Annotated in this window: 24 protein-coding genes and 1 other annotated feature; of the genes, 7 read left to right on the forward strand and 17 right to left on the reverse strand. The window is 51.2% G+C overall.

Annotated features, from left to right (window positions below):
- Window positions 1-177 precede the first annotated feature (177 nt).
- The 3 genes from ppsR to hemP all read left to right on the forward strand — a co-directional run bounded on the left by ppsR (window position 178) and on the right by hemP (window position 2553).
- Window positions 178-1011, forward strand: coding sequence for a posphoenolpyruvate synthetase regulatory kinase/phosphorylase PpsR (gene ppsR / locus GA0061071_RS17580; protein ID WP_061495103.1), 834 nt, complete (start codon window positions 178-180; stop codon window positions 1009-1011).
- Between the two features lie 154 nt (window positions 1012-1165).
- Entirely contained in the window at window positions 1166-2212 is a 1047-nt protein-coding gene (gene aroH / locus GA0061071_RS17585) for a 3-deoxy-7-phosphoheptulonate synthase AroH (RefSeq protein WP_061495101.1), read from the forward strand.
- A 173-nt stretch (window positions 2213-2385) separates the two neighbouring features.
- Entirely contained in the window at window positions 2386-2553 is a 168-nt protein-coding gene (hemP, locus tag GA0061071_RS17590) for a hemin uptake protein HemP (RefSeq protein ID WP_408612874.1), read from the forward strand.
- A 7-nt stretch (window positions 2554-2560) separates the two neighbouring features.
- Here hemP and selO read toward each other — a convergent pair whose 3' ends face one another.
- The 15 genes from selO to fumD all read right to left on the reverse strand — a co-directional run bounded on the left by selO (window position 2561) and on the right by fumD (window position 16095).
- Window positions 2561-4003 carry a protein adenylyltransferase SelO gene (gene selO / locus GA0061071_RS17595; RefSeq protein WP_088236903.1) on the reverse strand — a complete coding sequence of 481 codons (1443 nt, stop codon included), beginning with the start codon at window positions 4001-4003 and terminating at the stop codon, window positions 2561-2563.
- Window positions 4004-4064: 61 nt separating this feature from the next.
- A complete protein-coding gene (locus GA0061071_RS17600; protein WP_061495095.1) occupies window positions 4065-4778 on the reverse strand; it encodes an EAL domain-containing protein in 714 nt (237 codons plus the stop codon).
- 325 nt (window positions 4779-5103) lie between these two features.
- Window positions 5104-5568, reverse strand: coding sequence for an NlpC/P60 family protein (locus tag GA0061071_RS17605; RefSeq protein ID WP_061495093.1), 465 nt, complete (start codon window positions 5566-5568; stop codon window positions 5104-5106).
- 77 nt (window positions 5569-5645) lie between these two features.
- Entirely contained in the window at window positions 5646-6395 is a 750-nt protein-coding gene (btuD, locus tag GA0061071_RS17610) for a vitamin B12 ABC transporter ATP-binding protein BtuD (protein ID WP_088236904.1), read from the reverse strand.
- A complete protein-coding gene (locus tag GA0061071_RS17615) occupies window positions 6395-6946 on the reverse strand; it encodes a glutathione peroxidase (protein WP_061495090.1) in 552 nt (183 codons plus the stop codon). The genes btuD and GA0061071_RS17615 overlap by 1 nt, the downstream gene beginning before the upstream one ends.
- A gap of 34 nt (window positions 6947-6980) precedes the next feature.
- Window positions 6981-7961 (reverse strand): vitamin B12 ABC transporter permease BtuC, encoded by a 981-nt coding sequence (btuC, locus tag GA0061071_RS17620; protein WP_088236905.1) that lies wholly within the window; start codon window positions 7959-7961, stop codon window positions 6981-6983.
- 100 nt (window positions 7962-8061) lie between these two features.
- The gene (ihfA, locus tag GA0061071_RS17625) at window positions 8062-8361 is read right to left on the reverse strand and encodes an integration host factor subunit alpha (RefSeq protein WP_006820203.1); all 300 of its coding nucleotides are present in this window, start codon (window positions 8359-8361) and stop codon (window positions 8062-8064) included.
- Between the two features lie 4 nt (window positions 8362-8365).
- Window positions 8366-10753, reverse strand: coding sequence for a phenylalanine--tRNA ligase subunit beta (gene pheT / locus GA0061071_RS17630; protein ID WP_061495086.1), 2388 nt, complete (start codon window positions 10751-10753; stop codon window positions 8366-8368).
- 14 nt (window positions 10754-10767) lie between these two features.
- A complete protein-coding gene (pheS, locus tag GA0061071_RS17635) occupies window positions 10768-11751 on the reverse strand; it encodes a phenylalanine--tRNA ligase subunit alpha (protein WP_061495084.1) in 984 nt (327 codons plus the stop codon).
- 40 nt (window positions 11752-11791) lie between these two features.
- Window positions 11792-11916, reverse strand: a sequence feature (Phe leader region).
- A complete protein-coding gene (pheM, locus tag GA0061071_RS23475; protein ID WP_001386830.1) occupies window positions 11867-11911 on the reverse strand; it encodes a pheST operon leader peptide PheM in 45 nt (14 codons plus the stop codon). Its footprint overlaps the feature before it by 45 nt.
- 120 nt (window positions 11917-12036) lie before the next feature.
- On the reverse strand, window positions 12037-12393 hold the full coding sequence (rplT, locus tag GA0061071_RS17640) for a 50S ribosomal protein L20 (protein WP_013366084.1): 357 nt from the start codon (window positions 12391-12393) through the stop codon (window positions 12037-12039).
- Window positions 12394-12442: 49 nt separating this feature from the next.
- Window positions 12443-12640 carry a 50S ribosomal protein L35 gene (gene rpmI / locus GA0061071_RS17645; RefSeq protein ID WP_001124225.1) on the reverse strand — a complete coding sequence of 66 codons (198 nt, stop codon included), beginning with the start codon at window positions 12638-12640 and terminating at the stop codon, window positions 12443-12445.
- Between the two features lie 92 nt (window positions 12641-12732).
- Entirely contained in the window at window positions 12733-13275 is a 543-nt protein-coding gene (gene infC / locus GA0061071_RS17650) for a translation initiation factor IF-3 (RefSeq protein ID WP_071532057.1), read from the reverse strand.
- 3 nt (window positions 13276-13278) lie between these two features.
- Window positions 13279-15207, reverse strand: coding sequence for a threonine--tRNA ligase (gene thrS, locus GA0061071_RS17655; RefSeq protein WP_088236906.1), 1929 nt, complete (start codon window positions 15205-15207; stop codon window positions 13279-13281).
- A 675-nt stretch (window positions 15208-15882) separates the two neighbouring features.
- Window positions 15883-16095, reverse strand: a complete 213-nt coding sequence (gene fumD / locus GA0061071_RS17660) for a fumarate hydratase FumD (RefSeq protein ID WP_061495080.1) — start codon at window positions 16093-16095, stop codon at window positions 15883-15885.
- Window positions 16096-16381: 286 nt separating this feature from the next.
- Between fumD and GA0061071_RS17665 the strand changes: the two genes are divergently transcribed.
- Window positions 16382-17827: a flagellin N-terminal helical domain-containing protein gene (locus GA0061071_RS17665; protein WP_088236907.1), complete on the forward strand. Its 1446-nt coding sequence runs from the start codon at window positions 16382-16384 to the stop codon at window positions 17825-17827.
- 163 nt (window positions 17828-17990) lie between these two features.
- Here the strand turns inward: GA0061071_RS17665 and GA0061071_RS17670 are convergent, their stop codons facing one another.
- Both GA0061071_RS17670 and GA0061071_RS17675 read right to left on the reverse strand, forming a co-directional pair.
- Window positions 17991-18209, reverse strand: coding sequence for a hypothetical protein (locus GA0061071_RS17670; RefSeq protein WP_088236929.1), 219 nt, complete (start codon window positions 18207-18209; stop codon window positions 17991-17993).
- Between the two features lie 263 nt (window positions 18210-18472).
- Complete coding sequence (locus GA0061071_RS17675) at window positions 18473-19228, reverse strand: DUF481 domain-containing protein (RefSeq protein ID WP_061495076.1); 756 nt, start codon at window positions 19226-19228, stop codon at window positions 18473-18475.
- 292 nt (window positions 19229-19520) lie between these two features.
- Here GA0061071_RS17675 and pfkB point away from each other — a divergent pair, with 292 nt between their 5' ends.
- The 3 genes from pfkB to GA0061071_RS17690 all read left to right on the forward strand — a co-directional run bounded on the left by pfkB (window position 19521) and on the right by GA0061071_RS17690 (window position 21822).
- Window positions 19521-20453, forward strand: coding sequence for a 6-phosphofructokinase II (gene pfkB, locus GA0061071_RS17680; RefSeq protein ID WP_061495075.1), 933 nt, complete (start codon window positions 19521-19523; stop codon window positions 20451-20453).
- A gap of 112 nt (window positions 20454-20565) precedes the next feature.
- A complete protein-coding gene (ghoS, locus tag GA0061071_RS17685; protein ID WP_061495074.1) occupies window positions 20566-20856 on the forward strand; it encodes a type V toxin-antitoxin system endoribonuclease antitoxin GhoS in 291 nt (96 codons plus the stop codon).
- A gap of 105 nt (window positions 20857-20961) precedes the next feature.
- Entirely contained in the window at window positions 20962-21822 is an 861-nt protein-coding gene (locus GA0061071_RS17690) for a fructosamine kinase family protein (protein WP_088236908.1), read from the forward strand.
- Window positions 21823-21844: the final 22 nt, after the last annotated feature.

Genomic DNA, 21844 nt, shown 5'->3' on the forward strand with positions numbered 1-21844 from the left:
ATAGTCATTCTTAAGTAAAACCTTATTTTTCATGCAACAATAAAAAAATTGAACTCAGCTTTTCACTAAAAACAAAAACACCATTTCATTTTTAAAAATGAGAAAAAGGAGATACGCAATATCGGTGTTTTAATTTATGCTTTCAGAGAATTACGTATGATATTCAGGATGGATTAAATGGAGAGTTCTGTAGATCGCCACGTGTTTTATATTTCTGATGGAACCGCTATCACCGCCGAAGTATTAGGCCACGCGGTCATGTCGCAGTTCCCTGTTACTGTAAGTAGTATAACGCTTCCATTCGTGGAAAACGAAAGCCGTGCCAGAGCCGTCAAGGAACAAATAGATGCTATCTATCAACAGACCGGCAACCGGCCGCTGGTTTTCTATTCCATCGTCCTTCCGGAAATTCGCTCTATTATTTTGCAAAGCGAAGGATTTTGTCAGGACATCGTGCAGGCGCTGGTTGCCCCATTGCAGCAGGAATTAAAACTCGATCCCACACCGATTGCGCATCGTACACATGGGCTCAATCCAGGTAATTTAACCAAATATGACGCCCGAATTGCAGCGATTGATTACACTCTCGCGCACGATGATGGTATTTCACTGCGTAATCTCGATCAGGCGCAGGTGATTTTACTGGGTGTTTCCCGTTGCGGTAAAACACCCACCAGTCTCTATCTGGCAATGCAATTTGGTATTCGCGCAGCAAATTATCCTTTTATCGCCGACGATATGGATAACCTCATTCTTCCCGCAGCCCTGAAGCCATTGCAACATAAATTATTTGGTCTGACCATTAATCCAGAGCGTCTTGCCGCGATTCGCGAAGAACGCAGGGAAAACAGTCGGTACGCGTCGTTACGCCAGTGTCGGATGGAAGTGCAGGAAGTTGAAGCGCTTTACCGCAAGAACAATATTCCTTGTCTCAACAGTACCAATTACTCGGTGGAAGAGATCGCGACAAAAATGCTCGACATTATGGGGCTGAATCGCCGCATGTACTAACAGACTAGTACGAGAGTTCAATGTGCGCTATCATATGCGGCAATGATGTGATGCGCGTCACAGTCAGACTTGTAATAAGCCGGGATTGGTTTAAGGTGATGCGCATTACTTCCGGCATTTCTGCCCATGAAGCACACCTTTTTTGAGATTTCTGATGAATAAAACCGATGAACTTCGCACTGCGCGCATCGACAGGTTGGTGACGCCATCTGAACTGGCGCAGTTGCACCCTGTTAGCGCAGAAGTCGCGGAGCACGTAACGCATTCCCGTCGCCGGATCGAAAAAATCCTCAATGGCGAAGATCGTCGCCTGCTGGTCATTATTGGCCCTTGCTCCATCCACGACCTTGATGCGGCAATGGATTATGCCCGCCGCCTTAAGACATTACGGGAAAAACACACTGCGCATCTGGAAATCGTGATGCGCACCTATTTTGAAAAACCCCGCACCGTTGTGGGCTGGAAAGGGCTGATTTCCGATCCAGACCTTAACGGCAGTTACCGGGTCAACCACGGTATCGAACTGGCACGTAAATTACTGTTGCAGGTAAACGAACTTGGCGTCCCCACGGCGACGGAGTTCCTTGATATGGTGACAGGTCAATTTATCGCCGACTTAATCAGTTGGGGAGCGATTGGCGCACGGACCACGGAAAGTCAGATCCACCGGGAAATGGCCTCCGCGCTCTCTTGCCCGGTAGGCTTCAAAAATGGCACCGACGGCAATACCCGTATCGCAGTAGATGCCATTCGCGCCTCGCGTGCCAGCCATATGTTTCTCTCCCCGGATAAAAGCGGGCAGATGACCATCTACCAGACCAGTGGTAACCCGTACGGCCATATCATTATGCGTGGGGGGAAAAAACCCAACTACCATGCCGAAGACATTGCGAATGCCTGCACGACATTGCGTGAATTTGATCTGCCGGAACATCTGGTGGTGGACTTCAGTCATGGCAACTGCCAGAAACAACACCGTCTGCAACTGGATGTCTGCGATGATATTTGCACGCAGATCCGTAACGGCTCAACCGCGATTGCCGGTGTGATGGTGGAAAGTTTCCTGCAAGAAGGGACGCAAAAAATCGTGAGTGGTCAACCGATGGTGTATGGGCAATCCATTACCGATCCTTGCCTGAGTTGGGAAGACAGCGAAGACCTGCTCGTCAGATTAGCTGACGCAGTAGCAACACGCTTTTGATCCTCTCCCGCCGTTCGCGGCGGGAATCCCCTTTTCTCCCTACGTCTTCCTGGGGGATCAGCCGCAAAACAGCGACGTGCCCCTTGCCTCTCACGCCAGAATATTGATAATGATTCTCATTGTTAATACAGATTTTGCTTTGAGCTGAGATGTCGCATATGGATAGCACGACGATGCCCCCGGTCAGATCCCAGGAAAACGCCACGCATATCATTCCCACCGATCGCCGCATCAGCAGTCAGATACTGCTGGGCGACGAAGGACGTGTGGTGATTGAGCACAAAGGCCAGCACTATCTGCTACGCCAGACCCACGCAGGAAAGCTCATCCTCACCAAATAACAGCCCATTAGCTTGAACAGCTCACTTCAAGACGTTTACCCCAGTCCGGCGGACGATGGACATAGTCATCATGGCGATCGATAAAGGGCTGACGAAGCGCGTCATGAAGTTGTTCCAGCTCTGCATTATTGCCCTGCTCCGCGGCTTCTATGGCACGCTGTGCCAGCCAGTTTCGCAAAACGATTGCCGGATTGGCGCTTTTCATCCGTTGTTGCCGCTGTGCATCATCAATGTTTTCCGCCTGGAGACGCGCACGGTAATCCGTGAACCAGCGATCAAACGCAGCGCGATCGATAAATTCATCACGCAGCGGTGAACTGGCGCTGTGCTGTTCCGTCAGACTCAGCATGCGGAAAGTACGGGTATAATCGCTTCCTTCCCGCGCCATTAATGAGAACAACCCATCCAGCAACTGGTTATCACCTTGCTGCTGACTCACGAACCCCAACTTGCGGCGCATTAACACGCCATACTCTGTCAACAGCGCATGCTGATACTCATCCAGTGCTGCGTTTAACGCTTCGACAGCGATAAACGGCGACAGCGACTGCGCCAAACGCTGAAGATTCCACAAGGCAACGGCGGGCTGGTTATCGAAACTGTAACGCCCCTGATAGTCCGAATGATTGCAAATGAAACCCGGTTCATAATCATCCAGAAAACCAAACGGGCCATAGTCAATTGTCAGTCCGAGGATCGACATGTTATCTGTATTCATGACGCCATGAGCAAACCCCACCGCCTGCCAGCGGGCGATCAGTGCCGCTGTGCGCCGTACGACGTCACGGAACCAGACCACATATTTATCGCCTTCATCGTGTAACGCTGGCCAGTGATGGCGGATCACAAAATCTGCCAATTGCTGCACTTTTTGTGGCTCGCGGCGATAGTAGAAGTGCTCGAAATGCCCGAAACGCACGTGACTTTCGGCAATACGCATCAGCATTGCGCCCGATTCCCGTCGCTCACGCATCACCGGCGTCTCACTGGTCACGATACTGAGCGCGCGCGTAGTGGGAATACCGAGGTAATGAATCGCTTCCGATGCCAGGCTCTCGCGAATTGTCGAACGCAGCACCGCACGGCCATCTCCCATGCGCGAATAAGGCGTCAGCCCAGCCCCTTTCAGATGCCAGTCTCGGGTAGAGCCATCCTGCAATTGCTGTTCTCCAAGCAGGATACCGCGCCCGTCGCCCAGTTGACCGGCCCAGACGCCGAATTGATGTCCACTATAGACTTGTGCCAGTGGCGACATGCCCGGAAGCAGTGTTTCGCCGCCCCAGACGCCCGCCCCGGAAGTGGGATGGAAAAGGGCATCCGGTACGCCCAGCTCACGCGCCAGCGGTACGTTACGCCAGATCAGCCGCGCATTATCAAGCGGTGTCGGTGACAACGCGCTATAAAATTCTGGCAACTCGTCGCGCCAGTGGGTAGTAAAAGACAGGGTCATGGTTCCTCCTGCTTTTAGTGTAGTGCCTTCAGCGACGATTAAACACGGGGGAAAAGCAGGGCTATGGATGTATCAGCGAGGTGATCATCGATACAGTCACCGCTGGCCACAGTGCGCCTTGCATGGCGCTGAACTGGAATGGAATGGCCTTTTTTAACGCAAGCTCATTATCGATACCGGTAATCATGATCGAACGACAGTATGGTTCAATTTGCGAAACGATCGCCCGCATAAATGGCTCAAATGAATGGGAAGATAATCGTTGATGAACGAAGTTTTTATCTAACGCCACACCTTTAAACAGGCCATCGAAAATGGCTTTGGTCGACGCAGCACCAGAACCAAAATTTGCCAGCACTAACGGATATCGTTTCGCCAATAGAGACAATATCTGATTTTCTTTACCCATATTCAGACCGGGATAGTTCTCATTGATGGTAAATTCCAGGAAGGGGAATTTATCCACGCGAGCAGCAAGTTGTTCATTCGATAACAAAGCATCAACAATAAGCGGGGAAATATTTATCCAGGCAATTAACTGATGTTGTATAAAAAAGAGTTGGCAGGTTTCAAGCAACGCAAGCTGCTCAGCAAACAGCGCCAGCGTCTCGTCTGGCGTCAGGCGTGGCAAGACCAGCTCTGTGGGCGCACGCACAGTACTGTCGCTACCCACAAAGTTCACAATAATCTCCAGCCCCTGAAGCATTCCGTTACCATTTTTCGCAGGCAGTAATAAAAGCTCGGAGCGATATGTGTCATCCAGCGATACAATCATTGTGCCAGTCCCGCATTAAGGGTGAAGTCCGGCATTCTTAAACCCAGGTAAACATAATTCAAATTTGTTGATTTTAATGAGATTAACTTCATTTTTTTCCATTTAATATTCAGATTCTCCTTAATCCTTATTAAGTTTTAGCAGCTTAGAAAACTAATAAGCCACGATTCCAGAGCCCAGTGTACGATAAAATTAATTAATATTATAAATATTAATTAGCAGAAACATCCTGGTTTAATAAACGTGAATGCTCAAAAACAAAAGAGAAGCGACTACTCTCGCTCCTCCTCTCGCTTTCCCCGACGCACGACGAGCACGATATGACTCAAATCCGCCGTGCCTGCCAGAAATTCTTACGCCAGTAAACGTTATCAAGAGAGGAACGCATCACCCCACGACTGGTCGATGCATGAATAAACGCGTGGTCAGTATCATAAATGCCAACATGCAGCCCATTTTCGCCAGAGCCAGTTTTAAAGAACACCAGATCACCGGGCAGCAAATCGTCTTTATCGATCCTTGTGCCAATTTCCGCCTGCTGACGCGTTTCCCGCGGGAGTTGGAGGGCAAACTTATCACGGAATGTCATCATCACGAAGCCAGAGCAATCAATGCCCGAACGACTGGTTCCCCCGTAGCGATACGGCGTACCGTTCCATTCACTAAGCTGATCATTCAGATTAGCAATAACGGTAATCGAGTCGGACAATCTCGGGTTAGGTGGCGGTGCGCGATGCGAACTACATCCTGCAAGGAATAGCGCTGCGGCCACAAGAAACCAGATACGCATTCTGGACCAAGCCTCGTTCTTTCTTTTCTCGGAATAATCTACCGTGGGAGTACGATATGTGGCAAGTCACGTTTTTGTCACGTCACGGGGATCAGCATCGAATGGCCTTCGATTTCCAGCCGCCGGAAGGGTACGCCGTAAGCCACCTCAAGCATTGATGGCACCAATACGTCCTGCCCTGCACCGTTGGCAATCAGCTTGCCACCATTCAATAACCATGCCTGATGGGTATGCCGTAACGTGTGGTTCAGGTCATGGCTACTCATCACCAGCGTAATGCCTGACGCCACCAGTTCGCAGAGCAGCTTATCCAACGCGGCTTGCTGTGCAATGTCGAGACCATTCATTGGCTCATCCAGCAACAGAAGCTGCCCGGACGGATTACCGCGCGGGTGGATCTGTAATATCACCGCGGCAAGACGCACGCGCTGCCATTCCCCGCCGGAAAGCTGGTTCACTGCCCGATCCAGTTTATCGTTCAGCCCCAGTTTCCCGGCGATCTCCAGCAATAAGGCGCTTTGCGCGCCATCGGGCTGATGCAACGACAGGTAATGCCAGACTGGCATGGCGAAAGGCGGCGTTTGTTGCTGGGCAAGGTAAGCACGATGGCGCGCCAGTTGCGTCGCAGGCCAGCGCTCCAGAGGCTGTCCATCGAATAGCACACATCCCTGCCCGCCAGACAATCCTGCAAGGCGGGTCAATAAGGTGCTTTTCCCCGCACCGTTAGGCCCCACCAGGTGCAGGATCTCTCCACGACCAATGGTTGATGTTATCGGACCCAGTCGACCCGCAGCCCCCACATCCAGCAATTGCAACAGCATCGGTATTATTTCGCCAGTGCGTCTTTAATGGCTGCCAGCAAGAGCGGATCTTCCGGTGTCATATCCGGCGAGAAGCGTTGGATCAGATGACCATCGCGACCAATAAGGAATTTTTCGAAGTTCCACAAAATGTCACCCGGCTCCTTCGGCGCACGCCCTTTACTCTCCATACGCTCATAGAACCCACTGCCTTCAGGCGCAACAGCCACGGGCGCTGCAGCAATCAATTTTTTATAGAGCGGATGACGAGATTCTCCGTTGACCTCTATTTTGCTGAACATCGGAAAGGTCACGCCATACGTGGTGCTGCAAAACGTTTTGATCTCTTCTTCGGAGCCAGGCTCCTGGCCGAGGAACTGGTTACAAGGGAAGCCGAGCACGCTGAACCCTTCGTCGCCTAACGTCTTCTGGAGGTTTTCCAGTTGCTCATACTGCGGCGTCAGCCCACATTTCGAGGCAACGTTAACCACCAGCAGCACATTACCGCGGTAGTTTTCGAGCGTGGTGTTTTCACCCTCAATGGTCGTGACGTCAGTTTTCAGAATATCCTGTTGCATAGCATCCCCTTTGTTGATGTTGTGGTTGTCAGACTTAGCGCCCAACTTTTAATAATAGCCAGATAAACACCGGTGCGCCCAGCGTGGCAGTTACGACACCTATTGGTAACTCAGCGGCGCTTAATGCAAGACGGGCGACAACATCGGCAAAGAGCAACGCCGATGCGCCAGTTAACGCACAGGCGGGCAACAGCACCCGGTGATCGGTCAGACCGCATAATCGTAGGATATGCGGGATCACCAGACCGATAAAACCTATTGCCCCGGCAAGCGCGACGCTGACACCCACCATCCAGCCCGTGGCGACCACCAATACGTTACGCCATAACCATAATGGCAATCCCAGCTGTCGCGCTGACACGTCCCCCAGCGCCAGCACATTAAGTGGTGCCGACTGCAAACAGATCCACCCCATAACGGGCAGCAGCGCAAGCATCAACCAGCTCTGTTGCCAGTCAACACCACCAAAACCGCCCATCATCCAGTACATCAATTGGCGTAAATCGAACGAGGTTGAAAAATAGACCGCCCAGGTGGTTAATGCTGTGCAAATAATACCGAGCGCAACACCGGCCAGTAACAGCCGACTGGTAGAAAGATGTCTGCGAGCAAAACGCAGCAGAATCAGCGTCACGATAAGCGCACCGGCGATAGCACAGACACCTAGCGCCCAAGTGGGTAGCATGCCGCCACCGAGCAGAACAGCGGCAATCAGGCCAACACCGGCGCCACTGGAGACGCCCAGCAGACTCGGTTCAGCCAGCGGGTTTTCAAATAAAGCCTGCATAACGGCACCGGAGAGCGCCAGCGCTGCGCCGACCAACAGTACCGCCAATGTGCGCGGCAGACGAATTTGCCAGACGAAGAGTTGCCCGCCGGGGGTAAACCAGGCATTGGGAGCAATCCATTGTTCACCCGCGCACAGGCTGAAAACGAGCGCGAACAGTAAAAGCAGCGATAAACCGCATAGCCAGCGGCGATTGCGTTGCTGTTGGAGATGAGCGTATGCCAGCATGTTTTCCGTGATGCCCGTCAGTCAGGTGACTGATTCTAAGGTTGATGCGGCGCGCTGAAAAGAAAAAAGGCCGCATGGCGGCCTTTTTAGTTAGTTCATATCACTCAGCTTTGGGCGAAGCGTTTTCGACACGGCTTTTTAACTTCTGACCGGGTCTGAAGGTCACCACGCGCCGGGCTGTAATGGGAATATCTTCGCCCGTTTTCGGGTTACGTCCCGGACGTTGATTTTTGTCGCGCAAATCGAAGTTGCCAAAGCCGGAGAGTTTTACCTGCTCACCGTTTTCCAGAGCACGACGGATCTCTTCGAAAAACAGCTCTACCAGCTCTTTTGCGTCCCGCTTGCTAAGCCCTAGCTTATCAAACAGATATTCTGACATTTCAGCTTTTGTAAGCGCCATAGGTTCAATCCCTCAATGATGCCTGGAATCGCTCTTTTAATGCCTCTACACATCTGGCAACGGTAGCGGCAATCTCCTCTTCTTCGAGTGTACGGCTGGTATCCTGAAGGATCAGGCTAATGGCAAGGCTCTTATACCCTTCCTCTACACCCTTACCGCGGTACACGTCAAATAAGTTTACGCCAACTACCTGATTTACGCCAACTTTCTTACATTCGCCCAAAACATCTGCTGCAGCCACATTTTCAGCGACGACAACAGCGATATCACGACGGTTTGCAGGGAAGCGAGAAATCTCCTGAGCCTGAGGAACCACGCGGTCTGCAAGCGCATTCCACTCCAGTTCAAACACCAGCGTACGACCATTGAGATCGAGTTTACGCTCCAGCTCCGGATGGACTACCCCAATGAAACCTATACGTTTATCTTTCAGATAAATCGCGGCGGACTGCCCCGGATGCAATGCCGGATTCGCCTCTGCGCGGAACTCGATCGCCGATAATTTGCCCGTCAACTCCAGGACCGACTCCAGGTCGCCTTTCAGATCGAAGAAATCGACGCTGCCTTTCGCCAGATCCCAGTGCTCTTCATAGCGGTTACCGCAAATTGCACCCGCCAGCATCACATCCTGGCGGATGCCCAGGTTTGCCTGAGTATCCGGAACAAAACGCAAACCAGTTTCGAAAATGCGAACGCGGCTCTGCTGACGGTTCTGGTTATAAACAATGGTGCCAAGCAGACCGGTCCACAGTGATAAGCGCATTGCCGACATTTCACTGGAGATCGGGCTTGGCAGGATCAGGGCTTCTTCCCCCGGGTGGATCAACTGTTGCAGTTTCGGATCGACGAAACTATAGGTGATCACTTCCTGGTAGCCTTTATCATTCAGCAGCGTTTTCACGCGCTTAAGCGACAGGTTCGCTTCGCGGTGCGAACCCATGATCAGACCAGCCTGCACTGGCTCATCCGGAATATTGTTGTAGCCGTATACACGCGCCACTTCTTCCACCAGATCTTCTTCGATTTCCATATCGAAACGCCAGCTCGGCGCGACGGCCAGCCACTCATCCTGACCTTCGGTCACTTCACAGCCCAGGCGGTTCAGAATGTCGCTTACTTGCTCATCGGCAATGTGATGGCCAATCAGGCGATCCAGTTTGCTGCGACGCAAGCGGATAGTCGCTCGTTTCGGCAGCGTCGCCTCGTTTGTCACGTCAATTACCGGGCCTGCCTCACCGCCACAAATGTCCAGCAACAGGCGGGTAGCCCGTTCCATGGCTTTGTACTGCAGTTGCGGGTCAACGCCACGCTCATAGCGATGGGACGCATCCGTATGCAAACCATGACGACGCGCGCGACCGGTAATAGAGAGCGGATTGAAGAAGGCGCACTCCAGCAACACGTTCTGCGTTTCAGCGTTCACACCGGAGTGTTCACCGCCGAAAATACCGCCCATCGCCAGCGCTTTGTTATGATCTGCAATCACCAGCGTATCTGCGTTCAGCTTCGCTTCGCTGCCATCGAGCAATACGAGAGTTTCACCCTCTTTCGCCATACGGACAACAATACCGCCATCCAGACGGTCGCGGTCAAAGGCGTGCATCGGCTGACCCAGCTCAAGCAGAACGTAGTTGGTGACATCCACCACCGCATCGATAGAACGAATGCCGCAGCGACGCAGTTTCTCTTTCATCCACAGCGGCGTTGGCGCTTTTACGTTAATGCCCTTCACCACACGACCAAGGTAGCGTGGACAGGCTTCAACGGCCTCTACTGTAATCGGCAACGTGTCGTTGATCGTTGCAGCAACCGGCGTCATTTCTGGTGCTACCAGCGGTGACTTATTCAGTACCGCCACATCGCGTGCCACACCAATAATACCGAGGCAGTCAGCACGGTTCGGAGTAACGCTGATTTCGATGGTGTTATCATCAAGTTTCAGGTATTCACGAATATCGGTGCCAATCGGCGCATCCGCCGGCAGTTCGATAATGCCGCTGTGATCGTCAGAAATACCCAGCTCAGAGAAGGAGCACAGCATACCTTCAGACGGCTCGCCACGCAGTTTTGCCGCTTTGATTTTGAAATCACCCGGTAACACCGCGCCGACGGTTGCAACGGCCACTTTCAGCCCCAGACGGCAGTTTGGTGCACCACAGACGATGTCCAGCAGACGATCGCCGCCAACATTGACTTTTGTTACGCGCAATTTGTCAGCATTTGGATGCTGAGCGCACGCCATCACTTCGCCCACGACCACGCCGTGAAACGCCCCGGCTACCGGCTCAACGCCGTCCACTTCGAGGCCTGCCATCGTGATTTGGCCCGACAACGCTTCGCTATCAATGGACGGATTGACCCATTCGCGTAACCACAGTTCACTGAATTTCATTGTTTTGCCTGCCTTTATTTAAACTGTTTGAGGAAACGCAAATCGTTTTCGAAGAATGCGCGCAAATCTGTCACGCCATAGCGCAGCATGGTAAGACGCTCCATCCCCATACCAAATGCAAAGCCGGAGTAAACTTCCGGGTCAATGCCAACATTGCGCAGCACGTTCGGGTGCACCATACCGCAGCCCAGAACTTCCAGCCATTTGCCGTTTTTACCCATCACATCCACTTCCGCAGAAGGTTCAGTGAACGGGAAATAAGACGGACGGAAACGGATCTGCAGATCCTCCTCAAAGAAGTTACGCAGGAAGTCGTGCAACGTACCTTTCAGGTTGGTGAAGCTGATGTTTTTGTCAACAATCAGCCCTTCCATCTGATGGAACATCGGCGTATGCGTCTGATCGTAATCGTTACGATAGACGCGGCCTGGCGCGATAATGCGGATCGGCGGCTGCTGGTTTTCCATGGTACGGATCTGCACGCCAGAAGTCTGGGTGCGCAGCAGGCGGGTCGCATCGAACCAGAAAGTGTCGTGGTCAGCACGCGCCGGGTGATGGCCCGGAATGTTCAGGGCGTCGAAGTTGTGGTAATCGTCTTCGATTTCCGGACCTGTCGCGACGGTAAAGCCGAGCTCACCGAAGAAACTTTCAATGCGGTCAATAGTACGGGTAACCGGATGCAGCCCCCCATTTTCGATACGGCGACCTGGCAGAGAAACATCGATGGTTTCAGCCGCCAGACGCGCGTTCAGCGCTGCGTTTTCAAGATCGGTTTTACGGGCATTCAGCGCCTGCTGAACCTGCTCCTTCGCTTCATTGATCACGGCCCCGGCAGCCGGGCGCTCTTCCGGCGGCAGCTCACGCAGGGTGGTCATTTGAAGGGTCAGGTGCCCTTTCTTACCCAGATATTCGACGCGAACATTGTCCAGCGCGGCGACATCCTGGGCATCGTTAATGGCTGCCTTTGCACCGGCAACCAGCTCTGCGAGATGTGACATGGTTTTCCTCGTTATATGACGATATTTACACGCGGCAGATACAAAAAAAGCCTCCACAAGGGAGGCTTTCTGGCGCTGTTTTCCGTTTCTTCTTTCACGCGCTAGCCTCCTGGAGTCAGGTGCTAAAGTAAAAAAAGAAGCGGAAAATAGCAGCATTCATGCTTGCGTTACCTTAACCGGGTAAGTGAGCTGTGATGACTTATTGAAAGCGTATCACGGCGAAATGTCAATGCATTGATAATGTTAAAGCAAAAGAGGGAGCCAGGCTCCCTCTCTTAAACTGGCTTACGCCAGAGCTGCTTTCGCTTTTTCAACCAGGGCAGTGAATGCCACTTTGTCGAATACGGCGATGTCAGCCAGGATCTTACGGTCGATTTCAACAGAGGCTTTTTTCAGGCCGTTGATGAATTTGCTGTAAGAAATACCGTTCTGACGTGCTGCTGCGTTGATACGTGCAATCCACAGTTGACGGAACTGACGCTTTTTCTGACGACGGTCACGATAAGCGTACTGACCAGCTTTGATAACAGCCTGGAAGGCAACACGGTAAACGCGAGAACGCGCGCCGTAGTAACCTTTAGCTTGTTTCAAAATTTTCTTATGACGTGCACGTGCAATCACACCACGTTTTACGCGAGCCATGGCTCTCTCCTGTATCTATATTCTAATTAAAAAGTTAAAGGTTAACGACTTATGCGTACGGCAGGCACGCGATTACCAGGCCCAGATCGCCTTTGGAAACCATGGCTTTCGGACGCAGGTGACGTTTACGCTTGGTAGCTTTTTTGGTCAGAATATGACGCAGGTTAGCGTGCTTGTGTTTAAAACCACCTTTACCGGTTTTTTTAAAACGCTTCGCAGCACCGCGTACGGTTTTGATTTTTGGCATTTTTTAACTTCCACTTCGCATTGTTAATAAACGAAACATAGGCGAACTAAACCCGCAGGCTTGTGGCCCACAGGTTTAATTACTTGATGGCCTTACTGTTTCTTCTTAGGAGCAAGCACCATAATCATCTGGCGGCCTTCGATCTTCGTAGGGAAGGATTCGACCACTGCCAGTTCATTCAGATCGTCTTTCACGCGATTAAGCACTTCCATACCGATCTGTTGGTGGGCCATCTCACGACCGCGGAAACGCAGCGTAATCTTGGCCTTATCGCCCTCTTCGAGAAAGCGAATCAGGCTGCGGAGTTTTACCTGATAGTCGCCTTCATCTGTACCAGGTCGGAATTTAATTTCCTTAACCTGAATAACTTTTTGCTTCTTCTTCTGTTCCTTTGAAGATTTGCTCTTTTCATAGAGGAACTTGCCGTAATCCATTATACGGCAAACTGGCGGCTCGGCGTTAGGGCTGATTTCAACTAAATCTACCCCGGCTTCTTCAGCTTTTTCCAGAGCTTCTCTCAGACTCACAATACCAAGCTGCTCGCCTTCCAGACCTGTTAAGCGAACTTCCAGAGCACGAATCTCGCCATTGATACGATTGGGACGCGCCGTTTGAACTCGTTTTCCGCCTTTAATACTTTATTCCTCCAGTTGTTGAAGACTGCGGCTGCGAATCTCTTGTTGCAGCTTCTCGATAACTTCATTTACGTCAAGGCTACCCAGGTCTTTACCACGACGGGTACGCACGGCAACTTTACCGGCTTCAACCTCTTTATCCCCACAAACCAGCATATAAGGGACGCGACGTAAAGTGTGCTCGCGGATTTTAAAGCCAATCTTCTCGTTTCTCAAGTCTGCTTTTACACGAATGCCCGCATTTTGCAGTTTACGCGTCAGTTCGTTAACGTACTCAGCCTGAGAATCGGTGATGTTCATCACGACGACTTGCACTGGAGCAAGCCATGTCGGGAAGAAACCGGCAAACTCCTCAGTCAGGATGCCAATAAAGCGCTCCAGTGAACCAAGAATTGCACGGTGAATCATAACCGGCACCTGACGTTCGTTGTTTTCGCCAACATAGGAGGCGCTCAGACGAGACGGCAGAGAGAAGTCGAGCTGTACTGTTCCGCACTGCCATGCACGATCGAGGCAGTCATACAGTGTAAATTCAATTTTCGGGCCGTAGAAAGCGCCTTCACCCAGTTGGAATTCAAACGGGATGTTGTTTTCTTCCAGCGCAACCGCCAGATCCGCTTCCGCACGATCCCACATTTCGTCGCTACCAATACGTTTGTCAGGACGCGTTGACAGTTTGACGACGATTTTCTCGAAACCAAAAGTGCTGTACATATCATAGACTAAACGGATGCACGCGTTCACTTCATCGCGAACCTGCTCTTCCGTACAGAAGATATGCGCATCATCCTGCGTAAAGCCGCGAACACGCATCAGCCCATGCAGCGCACCTGATGGCTCGTTACGATGACAGCTACCGAACTCCGCCATACGCAGCGGCAGATCGCGGTAGGATTTCAGACCCTGATTAAAGATCTGCACGTGTCCCGGGCAGTTCATCGGCTTAATGCAGTACTCACGGTTCTCGGAAGAGGTCGTAAACATTGCATCTTTATAGTTGTCCCAGTGCCCGGTTTTTTCCCACAGCACGCGGTCCATCATGAATGGGCCTTTCACTTCCTGATACTGGTACTCTTTCAGCTTGGAGCGTACAAACGTTTCCAGCTCACGGAAGATAGTCCAGCCATCGTTATGCCAGAAGACCATACCCGGCGCTTCTTCCTGCATATGATACAGGTCGAGCTGTTTACCGATTTTACGGTGGTCGCGTTTGGCGGCCTCTTCCAGACGTTGCAGATAAGCATTCAGTGCTTTTTTATCTGCCCACGCGGTACCGTAAATACGCTGCAGCATTTTGTTGTTGCTGTCACCGCGCCAGTAAGCGCCCGCAATTTTCATCAGTTTAAAGTGATGGCAAAAACGCATATTCGGCACATGCGGACCGCGACACATGTCGATGTATTCCTGATGATGATACAAGCCCGGCTTGTCATCATGCGCGATATTCTCATCAAGGATGGAGACTTTGTAGCTTTCGCCGCGTTTAACAAACGTCTCGCGGGCTTCATGCCAGCTTACTTTTTTCTTGATGACATCGTAGTTGCTCTCGGCGAGCTCGTGCATACGTTTTTCGAGCGCGTCGATATCTTCCTGGGTCAACGTATGGTCAAGGTCAATGTCATAGTAAAAACCATTGTCGATAACCGGACCAATAGCCATTTTGGTGGTTGGCCAGAGCTGTTTAATAGCATGACCTAACAGGTGCGCGCAGGAGTGACGGATAATTTCCAGACCTTCTTCATCTTTCGCGGTGATGATGGCAAGGTTTGCGTCACTCTCGATCACATCAGAAGCATCGACCAGTTCGCCGTTTACACGGCCAGCAATACAGGCTTTCGCCAGTCCCGGACCGATATCCAGCGCGACATCCATTGGGCTTACAGCATGGTCATAATGGCGTTGGCTGCCATCAGGAAGCGTAATTACAGGCATTTCATTTCCTTATTTGCAGTGGTGCCCCACACGAAAGAGCACATACAAAATTAAATAATATATTTATATCAGCACGTTAAATGTGGTTCTTTGCTTCACTCTGCAAATTGTGCACCTCTGGATGTACAAAAATCCGACAGGCGCCCGCATTCACGGGTTGATAACGCCACCCAATAGTACACGGCATCGGCGTGACATAAAAGCGTGAACAGAATCATAATCCTGGTCTTCGGGACATTGTTTAGCGCAGTGTTACCCGACGTTTTCGACGGGCTTTATTTGTAAGTTATCCGCGACAGAGAAGATTACATATTTACAACAATGACAATTCCAGGTGAAATTGCAGTGTGTTGCTGTGAATTCTGGCAATCAGAATGAAAAGGAATTTTAAAAATCGTTTATGTAATCTGAGGTTTATCTGATTTTAAGGCGCTATCCCAACTGGCTGCTAAAGCGTCAGCTATGGGTGGCTATCATCAACGCCTAACTAACTGATAAAGAATGGAAATAATATATCCGGTTATTGTTATCGCGCTGGTCGCGATCATTATATTTTCGTTTTATAAGCACTACAGCATGAAGTCGTCCAGGAACCTTCCCGGCCGGCATAAAAAGCGCCATTAATCAAAACTCACTCAAAAAGGCACGTGTTCAGCGTGCCTTTTTCTGATCAACTCAAGCCTGATAACCTAAGGCGCGGATCACCTCTTCCATCGCTTCCTGAGTCAGCGCTGAACGTTTAATCTTTTGGTTTGCCAGCATGGTTCTGACAAGGCCCGCAATCACGATATGTTTGGGCTCCTGCCCGAGGTCACGCATTTCCAGCACCACCTTGCCAACCACCCGGCACATTTCCTCATATAACACGTCGTCTTTTGCCTTCCCCATTACGCCTCCGTTTAGCGTCATTTTTATTAGTCAATTTACGTTTGCAGGTGTATCTAATAAAGAAACTAATACGTATAGCATTTCTCCGCATTTAGCATAGGGTGTGAGATGTTCTTTGTAACGTATAACGTTTCACGCTTCTTTCCCTTCCGCTGCGTGCGGATTTCACGCCGGAAGGGCATTTTTTTGCTCAGCGTTAACATCCCCCTGAAAATTTGCGTTAAAGGTAATCAGCAAGCCTGCCGATTAATGATTCATTAGCGATCTGAATGAATCAACCACGGTAATGCAAGCGATCAACTACAACGAAATGACGGGGCTGAATCTGTCCATCAGATCCGCCACAGCATCGACGCTTCAGGAATCGATTGAGCGGTTGTCATCGGGCTCACGGATCAATAGCGCCCGGGATGATGCGGCGGGGCAAGCTATTAGCAACCGCATGCGCGCCAGCGTTAACGCCGACCATGTCGTCTCCCGCGGTCTGGATGACGCCATCAGTATGGCGCAAACTGCCGATGGCAGTCTTAGCACGGTTAGCGAGTTATTGATCCGTGCCAAAAGTCTGGCCATCCAGGCCGGAAACGGCACCTTATCTGAGGGCGATCGTCAGAGCATTCATAACGAATATCAAAGTATTCTGGAGAACATCCAGTCAATTTCTGAAGGTACGGAGATCTTCGGTCGCTATCCGCTGGCAACCGATACTCCGGAACTGCCGCCGGAGTTGATTGGCAACGTCCCGCCGTTAAGCGTTAAATTCCCTGCTCAGGGCGTCAATTACACTTTCAGTTCCGGCATTGTATCGCTGGCCTATATCCCGGCGGGTTCGAAAAACATCGCAATTACTATTGATTCATTGGGGCTGGATGATGACATTCAGTTATTCACCCGCGATGGCAAGCATCTGGCAGGAACGCCAATCAACGGCACCACTGCGGACTACACCTGGAAAAGTCGTAGCATCACCAGCTCAGCTAAAGCCACCAGCAAGGTACTGACGGAAGCGAATGGTTTTCAGCATGGCGCAACCTATGATGACACCATGCTGATCGAAGGCGGCGCGTCATGGGCACTCAACGGCAGCGAAACCCTCGCGTATAACGGCATGACGATCAGCTACAGTGGCGACGGTGACCGTTATGAACCGGGTAAAGCTTTCAACGATGGCAGCAACGGTTCGAACAGGCTTGAACGCCTGAAAATCGACAATGTAACGGAAGATCTGGTAGTGATGGTGGTAGGCAGTGGTTCATTCACAAGTAACCTGACCTGGGGTGATTTGCCAGAGCCCACCCTCACCCCAGCGGAACCACCGAAACAAAGCCGGCCCTGGGAAGTGGTGACCAGCGCCAGCTATGGCGACGAAGTACAAGCTACGACCATGCCAACCACACCTTCGGACGTGAAATCACTGGGACTCACCAACACCGAGTTGCGCTCAACGGCAACGGCCAGTATCGCCATGGGGGCGCTCGACAAAGCGCTGGATAAAGTCAGCAGCTACCGCGCGCAATATGGTGCGTTTATTAACCGCTTCGAATCCAATAAATCCGTACTCGCGCAGCAACGTATTGCCACACAGGCAGCGAAAAGCCGTATTGAAGATGCCGATTACGCGATGGAAGCCAGTAAACTGGTGAAAGCGCAAATATTGCAACAAGGACAGGATGCGGTATTAAAAGTGGCTAACCAGTCGATGGAAAATATTCTTTCGCTTCTGCGAAGTTAGCTCATAAAAAATGTTAAATAATCAACCATTCATTATTCACATCAGTTTTCGTCAGGAACCTATCAGGTTTATCTAACACGCTTTACAGTTCGATTATTAACACAAAAAAACCGGTACAGCGTTATCCGGTTTTTCAAAGCTAATGAATTAACTCAGAATGTAATTAATTCCACTCACCCGCAACCAGTGTATGGGCGTCGAATGCAGCGGCATTGGTGTTATGTTCAGTCTGCGCAACAGGCACCATGTTGGAACCCGCTTCAATGTTAGTGATGTTCGTGTTGTTCTGGCTCGCAGTCGTGGTAACAGAATCCGCGGCGAAGACACCAAAGGAGAGTGCAGACAGCACGACAGCCGCGGCAGCAGTATTGATTTTTTTCATGATGAATTTCTCTTTCTTGAATAAACACATGACTGTTTGGGTGTGTTTTTTACCCGTGCAATCAGTGTAGATCTGGATCACACTTTTGCACAGTCAATTTATTTATCCATTCGTGTCAAATAAACTGAATATGTTTCATTTTAATTAATTATGAAGAAATTAAGGAGGGAGAATATTTACTTAAATAAAATTCAATAAACGCTGCGGAAAATAGCACGAATGAACAAATTAAAACAAGGGGCCGGTATTTCCGGCCCACTCAATTACATTTTATAGCCTAACGTTACCGTGGTTCTACGATCGGTATGATCCGGCGCAGTTGACGGCGGCTGGGAGTTCCAGGTCAGGTTATAAGCGACTTTCAGCGCGAAATGCTCGTTGATAGCCACGTTCAGCGCCGTCTCGGAGTTCACCGTGGTATCGTCCGCGCCAAATACGGAAACGCCTTGGGTGAATTTCGTGTTGTCGCTAATTTGCCACGCATAGGTACCGGATGCATAACCCAGTGCTGTGGTTTTGGTGTCGCCATCGGTGTACTTGTCGTAACGCACACCCGGACCAAATTCAAAGCGCAGGCTGTGTACCGGGCCGTTCAGGATCTGGCGACCATAACCGGCAGTAAACACATCACGATCGCGGTAACCATTGTAGCGGTCAGTCAACCAGCTCGCCTGGCCAAACAGATAATCGTAATCCGTCAGGTTATAACGGCTACGACCACCTACAGCGTATTTTTCAGACGAACGTTCATCATTTGCCGAGGTGTTGCTGGCATTTCCCCACAGAGACCAGGCCGTTCTGCTACCGTACCAGGTCAAGGTGGAGTCGGCAGTCAAAGAAGAACTCTTTGTGTTGCCGGACTGAGCAAGATAGCCACCGTTCACGCTACCTTCGAACGGTTTTTTTGCAGTTGCAGGGTCATCCATGACAGTAAAAACGGTGTCACTGGCGACAGCATTCATCGACGCAAGCACGCCCGCAGCCATAAACAGTGCGGGTACTGTCTTCAAAAGCTTCATTTATTTAGAGTCCGTACAGCAAAAAAAGAGACCAACACGGTCCCGGAATCTTTCATAAGGATCAACGACCAACGGTCCAAAGAAAGGTAACAAATTATAAAAAGGCCAGTTAAACATATCAATGAAATCTTATTTGATTTTTTGAATAAGAGAGATCTCAAAAAAGAGCATTTGGTTATTAATCCTCACCGTTCCCAAACTTAATTTCAGCCTGCAAATCATACTGTTATTTACTTTCCCTTCTGCGCAATCAGTGCCAGGCTTAAAACAACCAGATAAAAAGGAGGTCATGATGGTTCCGGTATATACGCTGACGTTAGCGCCCTCTCTGGATAGCGCAACGCTCACGCCACAAATTTATCCTGAAGGTAAGCTCCGTTGCAGCGCCCCGGTCTTTGAACCCGGCGGCGGCGGCATTAATGTTGCCCGCGCCATTGCACACCTGGGTGGCCGTGCCACCGCGCTGTTCCCGGCAGGCGGTGCAACCGGCGAACACCTCACCGCACTGCTGGCCGATGAAAACGTGCCCACTGTTGTCGTAGAAGCGAAAGACTGGACGCGGCAAAATTTGCACGTTCACGTCGAGTCCAGCGGTGAGCAGTATCGCTTCGTGATGCCCGGTGCTGCCTTGAGTGAAAGTGAATTTCGCCAACTGGAAGAGAAAGTGCTCACCATCGAATCGGGCGCTATTCTGGTGATCAGCGGCAGTCTGCCACCGGGGATCCAGGTTGAGAACCTCACACAGTTGATCAAGGCGGCCCAACACCAAGGTATCCGCTGCATTGTTGATAGTTCGGGAGAGGCGCTCGCCGCTGCCCTGTCAATTGGTCATATTGAACTGGTAAAACCGAATCAGAAAGAGCTCAGTGCGTTGGTCGGCCGGGAACTCACTCAACCCGATGACGTACGTATTGCCGCTCAGGAGATTGTGAACAGCGGCAAAGCGCTACGTGTTGTGGTGTCGCTTGGGCCACAAGGGGCGCTGGCCGTCGACGCCAACCAATGCGTGCAGGTGGTGCCGCCTCCGATGAAAAGCCAAAGCACCGTCGGTGCTGGTGACAGCATGGTCGGCGCTATGACTTTAAAGCTGGCGCAAAACGCTCCGCTCGACGATATGGTGCGCTTCGGTGTTGCCGCCGGTAGCGCCGCCACCATTAATCAGGGCACGCGTTTGTGCGCGCTACACGATACGCAAAAAATTTACGACTATCTGTGTAATCGCTGACAAAGCGCCCTCTTCCTTATGGGAGAGGGCTTGCTAACTGCACAGCGGCAGTCGACAAATCGCCTTCGCCGACTATGCTAAAAAAACTTTCAGGATAACAATGAGGTGAAATATGAGCAGTGATGGCATCACCCGCTACGTCGTAACGGTCAAATTTCACGAACAGACCCTGACGGAAATCAACGAACTCAACAACCACTTTACACGTGCGGGTTTTCTCCTCACCATGACCGATGAAGAAGGAAAAGTGCACGACCTCGGTACGAACACCTTCGGGCTTATCAGCGCACTCAGTGAGCAGGAGGTTAACGCGCTGGCAAACGGACTGGCGGTAAGCGCAGTGGGGAACGAGGCCGACATCACCGTTTATACCTGGGAAACCTGGCAAAAAGACGAACCATAAGCGCATGGCGGCTACGTTCGTTGCTCAGGTGTGCGTTACATCGTATCTTTTTTAAGCTTTAGTGCGCTAACCTTATGATCCGGCTGATTACATGGGAGAAACATCATGTGGCAAGCGATAAGTCGTCTGTTAAGCGAGCAACTGGGCGAAAGTGAGATTGAGCAGCGCGACGAGCTGCCGGGTGGTGAGATCCATGCTGCGTGGCACCTGCGTTATGCCGGGCGCGATCTCTTCATAAAGTGCGACGAACGTGAACTGTTACCCATTTTTACCGCCGAGGCGGACCAGCTCGCGTTGCTGGCTCGCAGCAACACGGTGCGGGTTCCGGATGTGCTGGCGGTGGGAAGCGATCGCGACTACAGCTTTCTGGTAATGGAGTATCTCCCTGCCCGCCCACTGGATGCACACAACGCTTTCCTGCTGGGCCAGCAACTGGCGCGTCTGCATCAATGGAGCGACCAGCCGCAGTTCGGCCTCGACTTCGATAACGATCTCTCCACGACTCCGCAACCCAATGCCTGGCAACGTCGCTGGTCAACTTTTTTTGCCGAGCAACGCATTGGCTGGCAACTGGAGCTGGCAGCGGAAAAAGGTCTCGAGTTTGGCAATATTGACGCCATTGTTGAACATGTTCAGCAGCGTTTATCGTCACATCAACCGCAACCTTCCCTGCTTCATGGCGATTTATGGTCAGCGAATTGCGCACTCGGCCCGGATGGTCCCTATATCTACGATCCGGCATGCTACTGGGGCGACAGGGAGTGCGATCTGGCCATGCTGCCGCTGCATCCGGATCAGCCGCCGCAAATCTACGACGGTTATCAGTCGGTTTCTCCCCTGCCGAATGACTTTCTTGACCGCCAGCCAATCTACCAGCTCTACACTCTGTTCAACCGGGCGATTCTGTTCGGGGGCGAGCATCTGCTGAATGCGCAAAAAGCGCTGGATCGCGTATTAGCCGCATAACGCAGATTAACGATACACAGGC

Source organism: Kosakonia oryzendophytica (assembly GCF_900094925.1).
GTDB classification, from domain to species: Bacteria; Pseudomonadota; Gammaproteobacteria; order Enterobacterales; family Enterobacteriaceae; genus Kosakonia; species Kosakonia oryzendophytica.

Coding starts and splice junctions, on each gene's coding strand:
- ppsR (WP_061495103.1), top strand. CDS start 178: ATGGAGAGTTCTGTAGATCGCCACGTGTTTTATATTTCTGATGGAACC.
- aroH (WP_061495101.1), top strand. CDS start 1,166: ATGAATAAAACCGATGAACTTCGCACTGCGCGCATCGACAGGTTGGTG.
- hemP (WP_408612874.1), top strand. CDS start 2,386: ATGCCCCCGGTCAGATCCCAGGAAAACGCCACGCATATCATTCCCACC.
- selO (WP_088236903.1), bottom strand. CDS start 4,003: ATGACCCTGTCTTTTACTACCCACTGGCGCGACGAGTTGCCAGAATTT.
- GA0061071_RS17600 (WP_061495095.1), bottom strand. CDS start 4,778: ATGATTGTATCGCTGGATGACACATATCGCTCCGAGCTTTTATTACTG.
- GA0061071_RS17605 (WP_061495093.1), bottom strand. CDS start 5,568: ATGCGTATCTGGTTTCTTGTGGCCGCAGCGCTATTCCTTGCAGGATGT.
- GA0061071_RS17615 (WP_061495090.1), bottom strand. CDS start 6,946: ATGCAACAGGATATTCTGAAAACTGACGTCACGACCATTGAGGGTGAA.
- btuC (WP_088236905.1), bottom strand. CDS start 7,961: ATGCTGGCATACGCTCATCTCCAACAGCAACGCAATCGCCGCTGGCTA.
- ihfA (WP_006820203.1), bottom strand. CDS start 8,361: ATGGCGCTTACAAAAGCTGAAATGTCAGAATATCTGTTTGATAAGCTA.
- pheT (WP_061495086.1), bottom strand. CDS start 10,753: ATGAAATTCAGTGAACTGTGGTTACGCGAATGGGTCAATCCGTCCATT.
- pheS (WP_061495084.1), bottom strand. CDS start 11,751: ATGTCACATCTCGCAGAGCTGGTTGCCGGTGCAAAGGCAGCCATTAAC.
- rplT (WP_013366084.1), bottom strand. CDS start 12,393: ATGGCTCGCGTAAAACGTGGTGTGATTGCACGTGCACGTCATAAGAAA.
- rpmI (WP_001124225.1), bottom strand. CDS start 12,640: ATGCCAAAAATCAAAACCGTACGCGGTGCTGCGAAGCGTTTTAAAAAA.
- thrS (WP_088236906.1), bottom strand. CDS start 15,207: ATGCCTGTAATTACGCTTCCTGATGGCAGCCAACGCCATTATGACCAT.
- fumD (WP_061495080.1), bottom strand. CDS start 16,095: ATGGGGAAGGCAAAAGACGACGTGTTATATGAGGAAATGTGCCGGGTG.
- GA0061071_RS17665 (WP_088236907.1), top strand. CDS start 16,382: ATGCAAGCGATCAACTACAACGAAATGACGGGGCTGAATCTGTCCATC.
- GA0061071_RS17670 (WP_088236929.1), bottom strand. CDS start 18,209: ATGAAAAAAATCAATACTGCTGCCGCGGCTGTCGTGCTGTCTGCACTC.
- GA0061071_RS17675 (WP_061495076.1), bottom strand. CDS start 19,228: ATGAAGCTTTTGAAGACAGTACCCGCACTGTTTATGGCTGCGGGCGTG.
- pfkB (WP_061495075.1), top strand. CDS start 19,521: ATGGTTCCGGTATATACGCTGACGTTAGCGCCCTCTCTGGATAGCGCA.
- ghoS (WP_061495074.1), top strand. CDS start 20,566: ATGAGCAGTGATGGCATCACCCGCTACGTCGTAACGGTCAAATTTCAC.
- GA0061071_RS17690 (WP_088236908.1), top strand. CDS start 20,962: ATGTGGCAAGCGATAAGTCGTCTGTTAAGCGAGCAACTGGGCGAAAGT.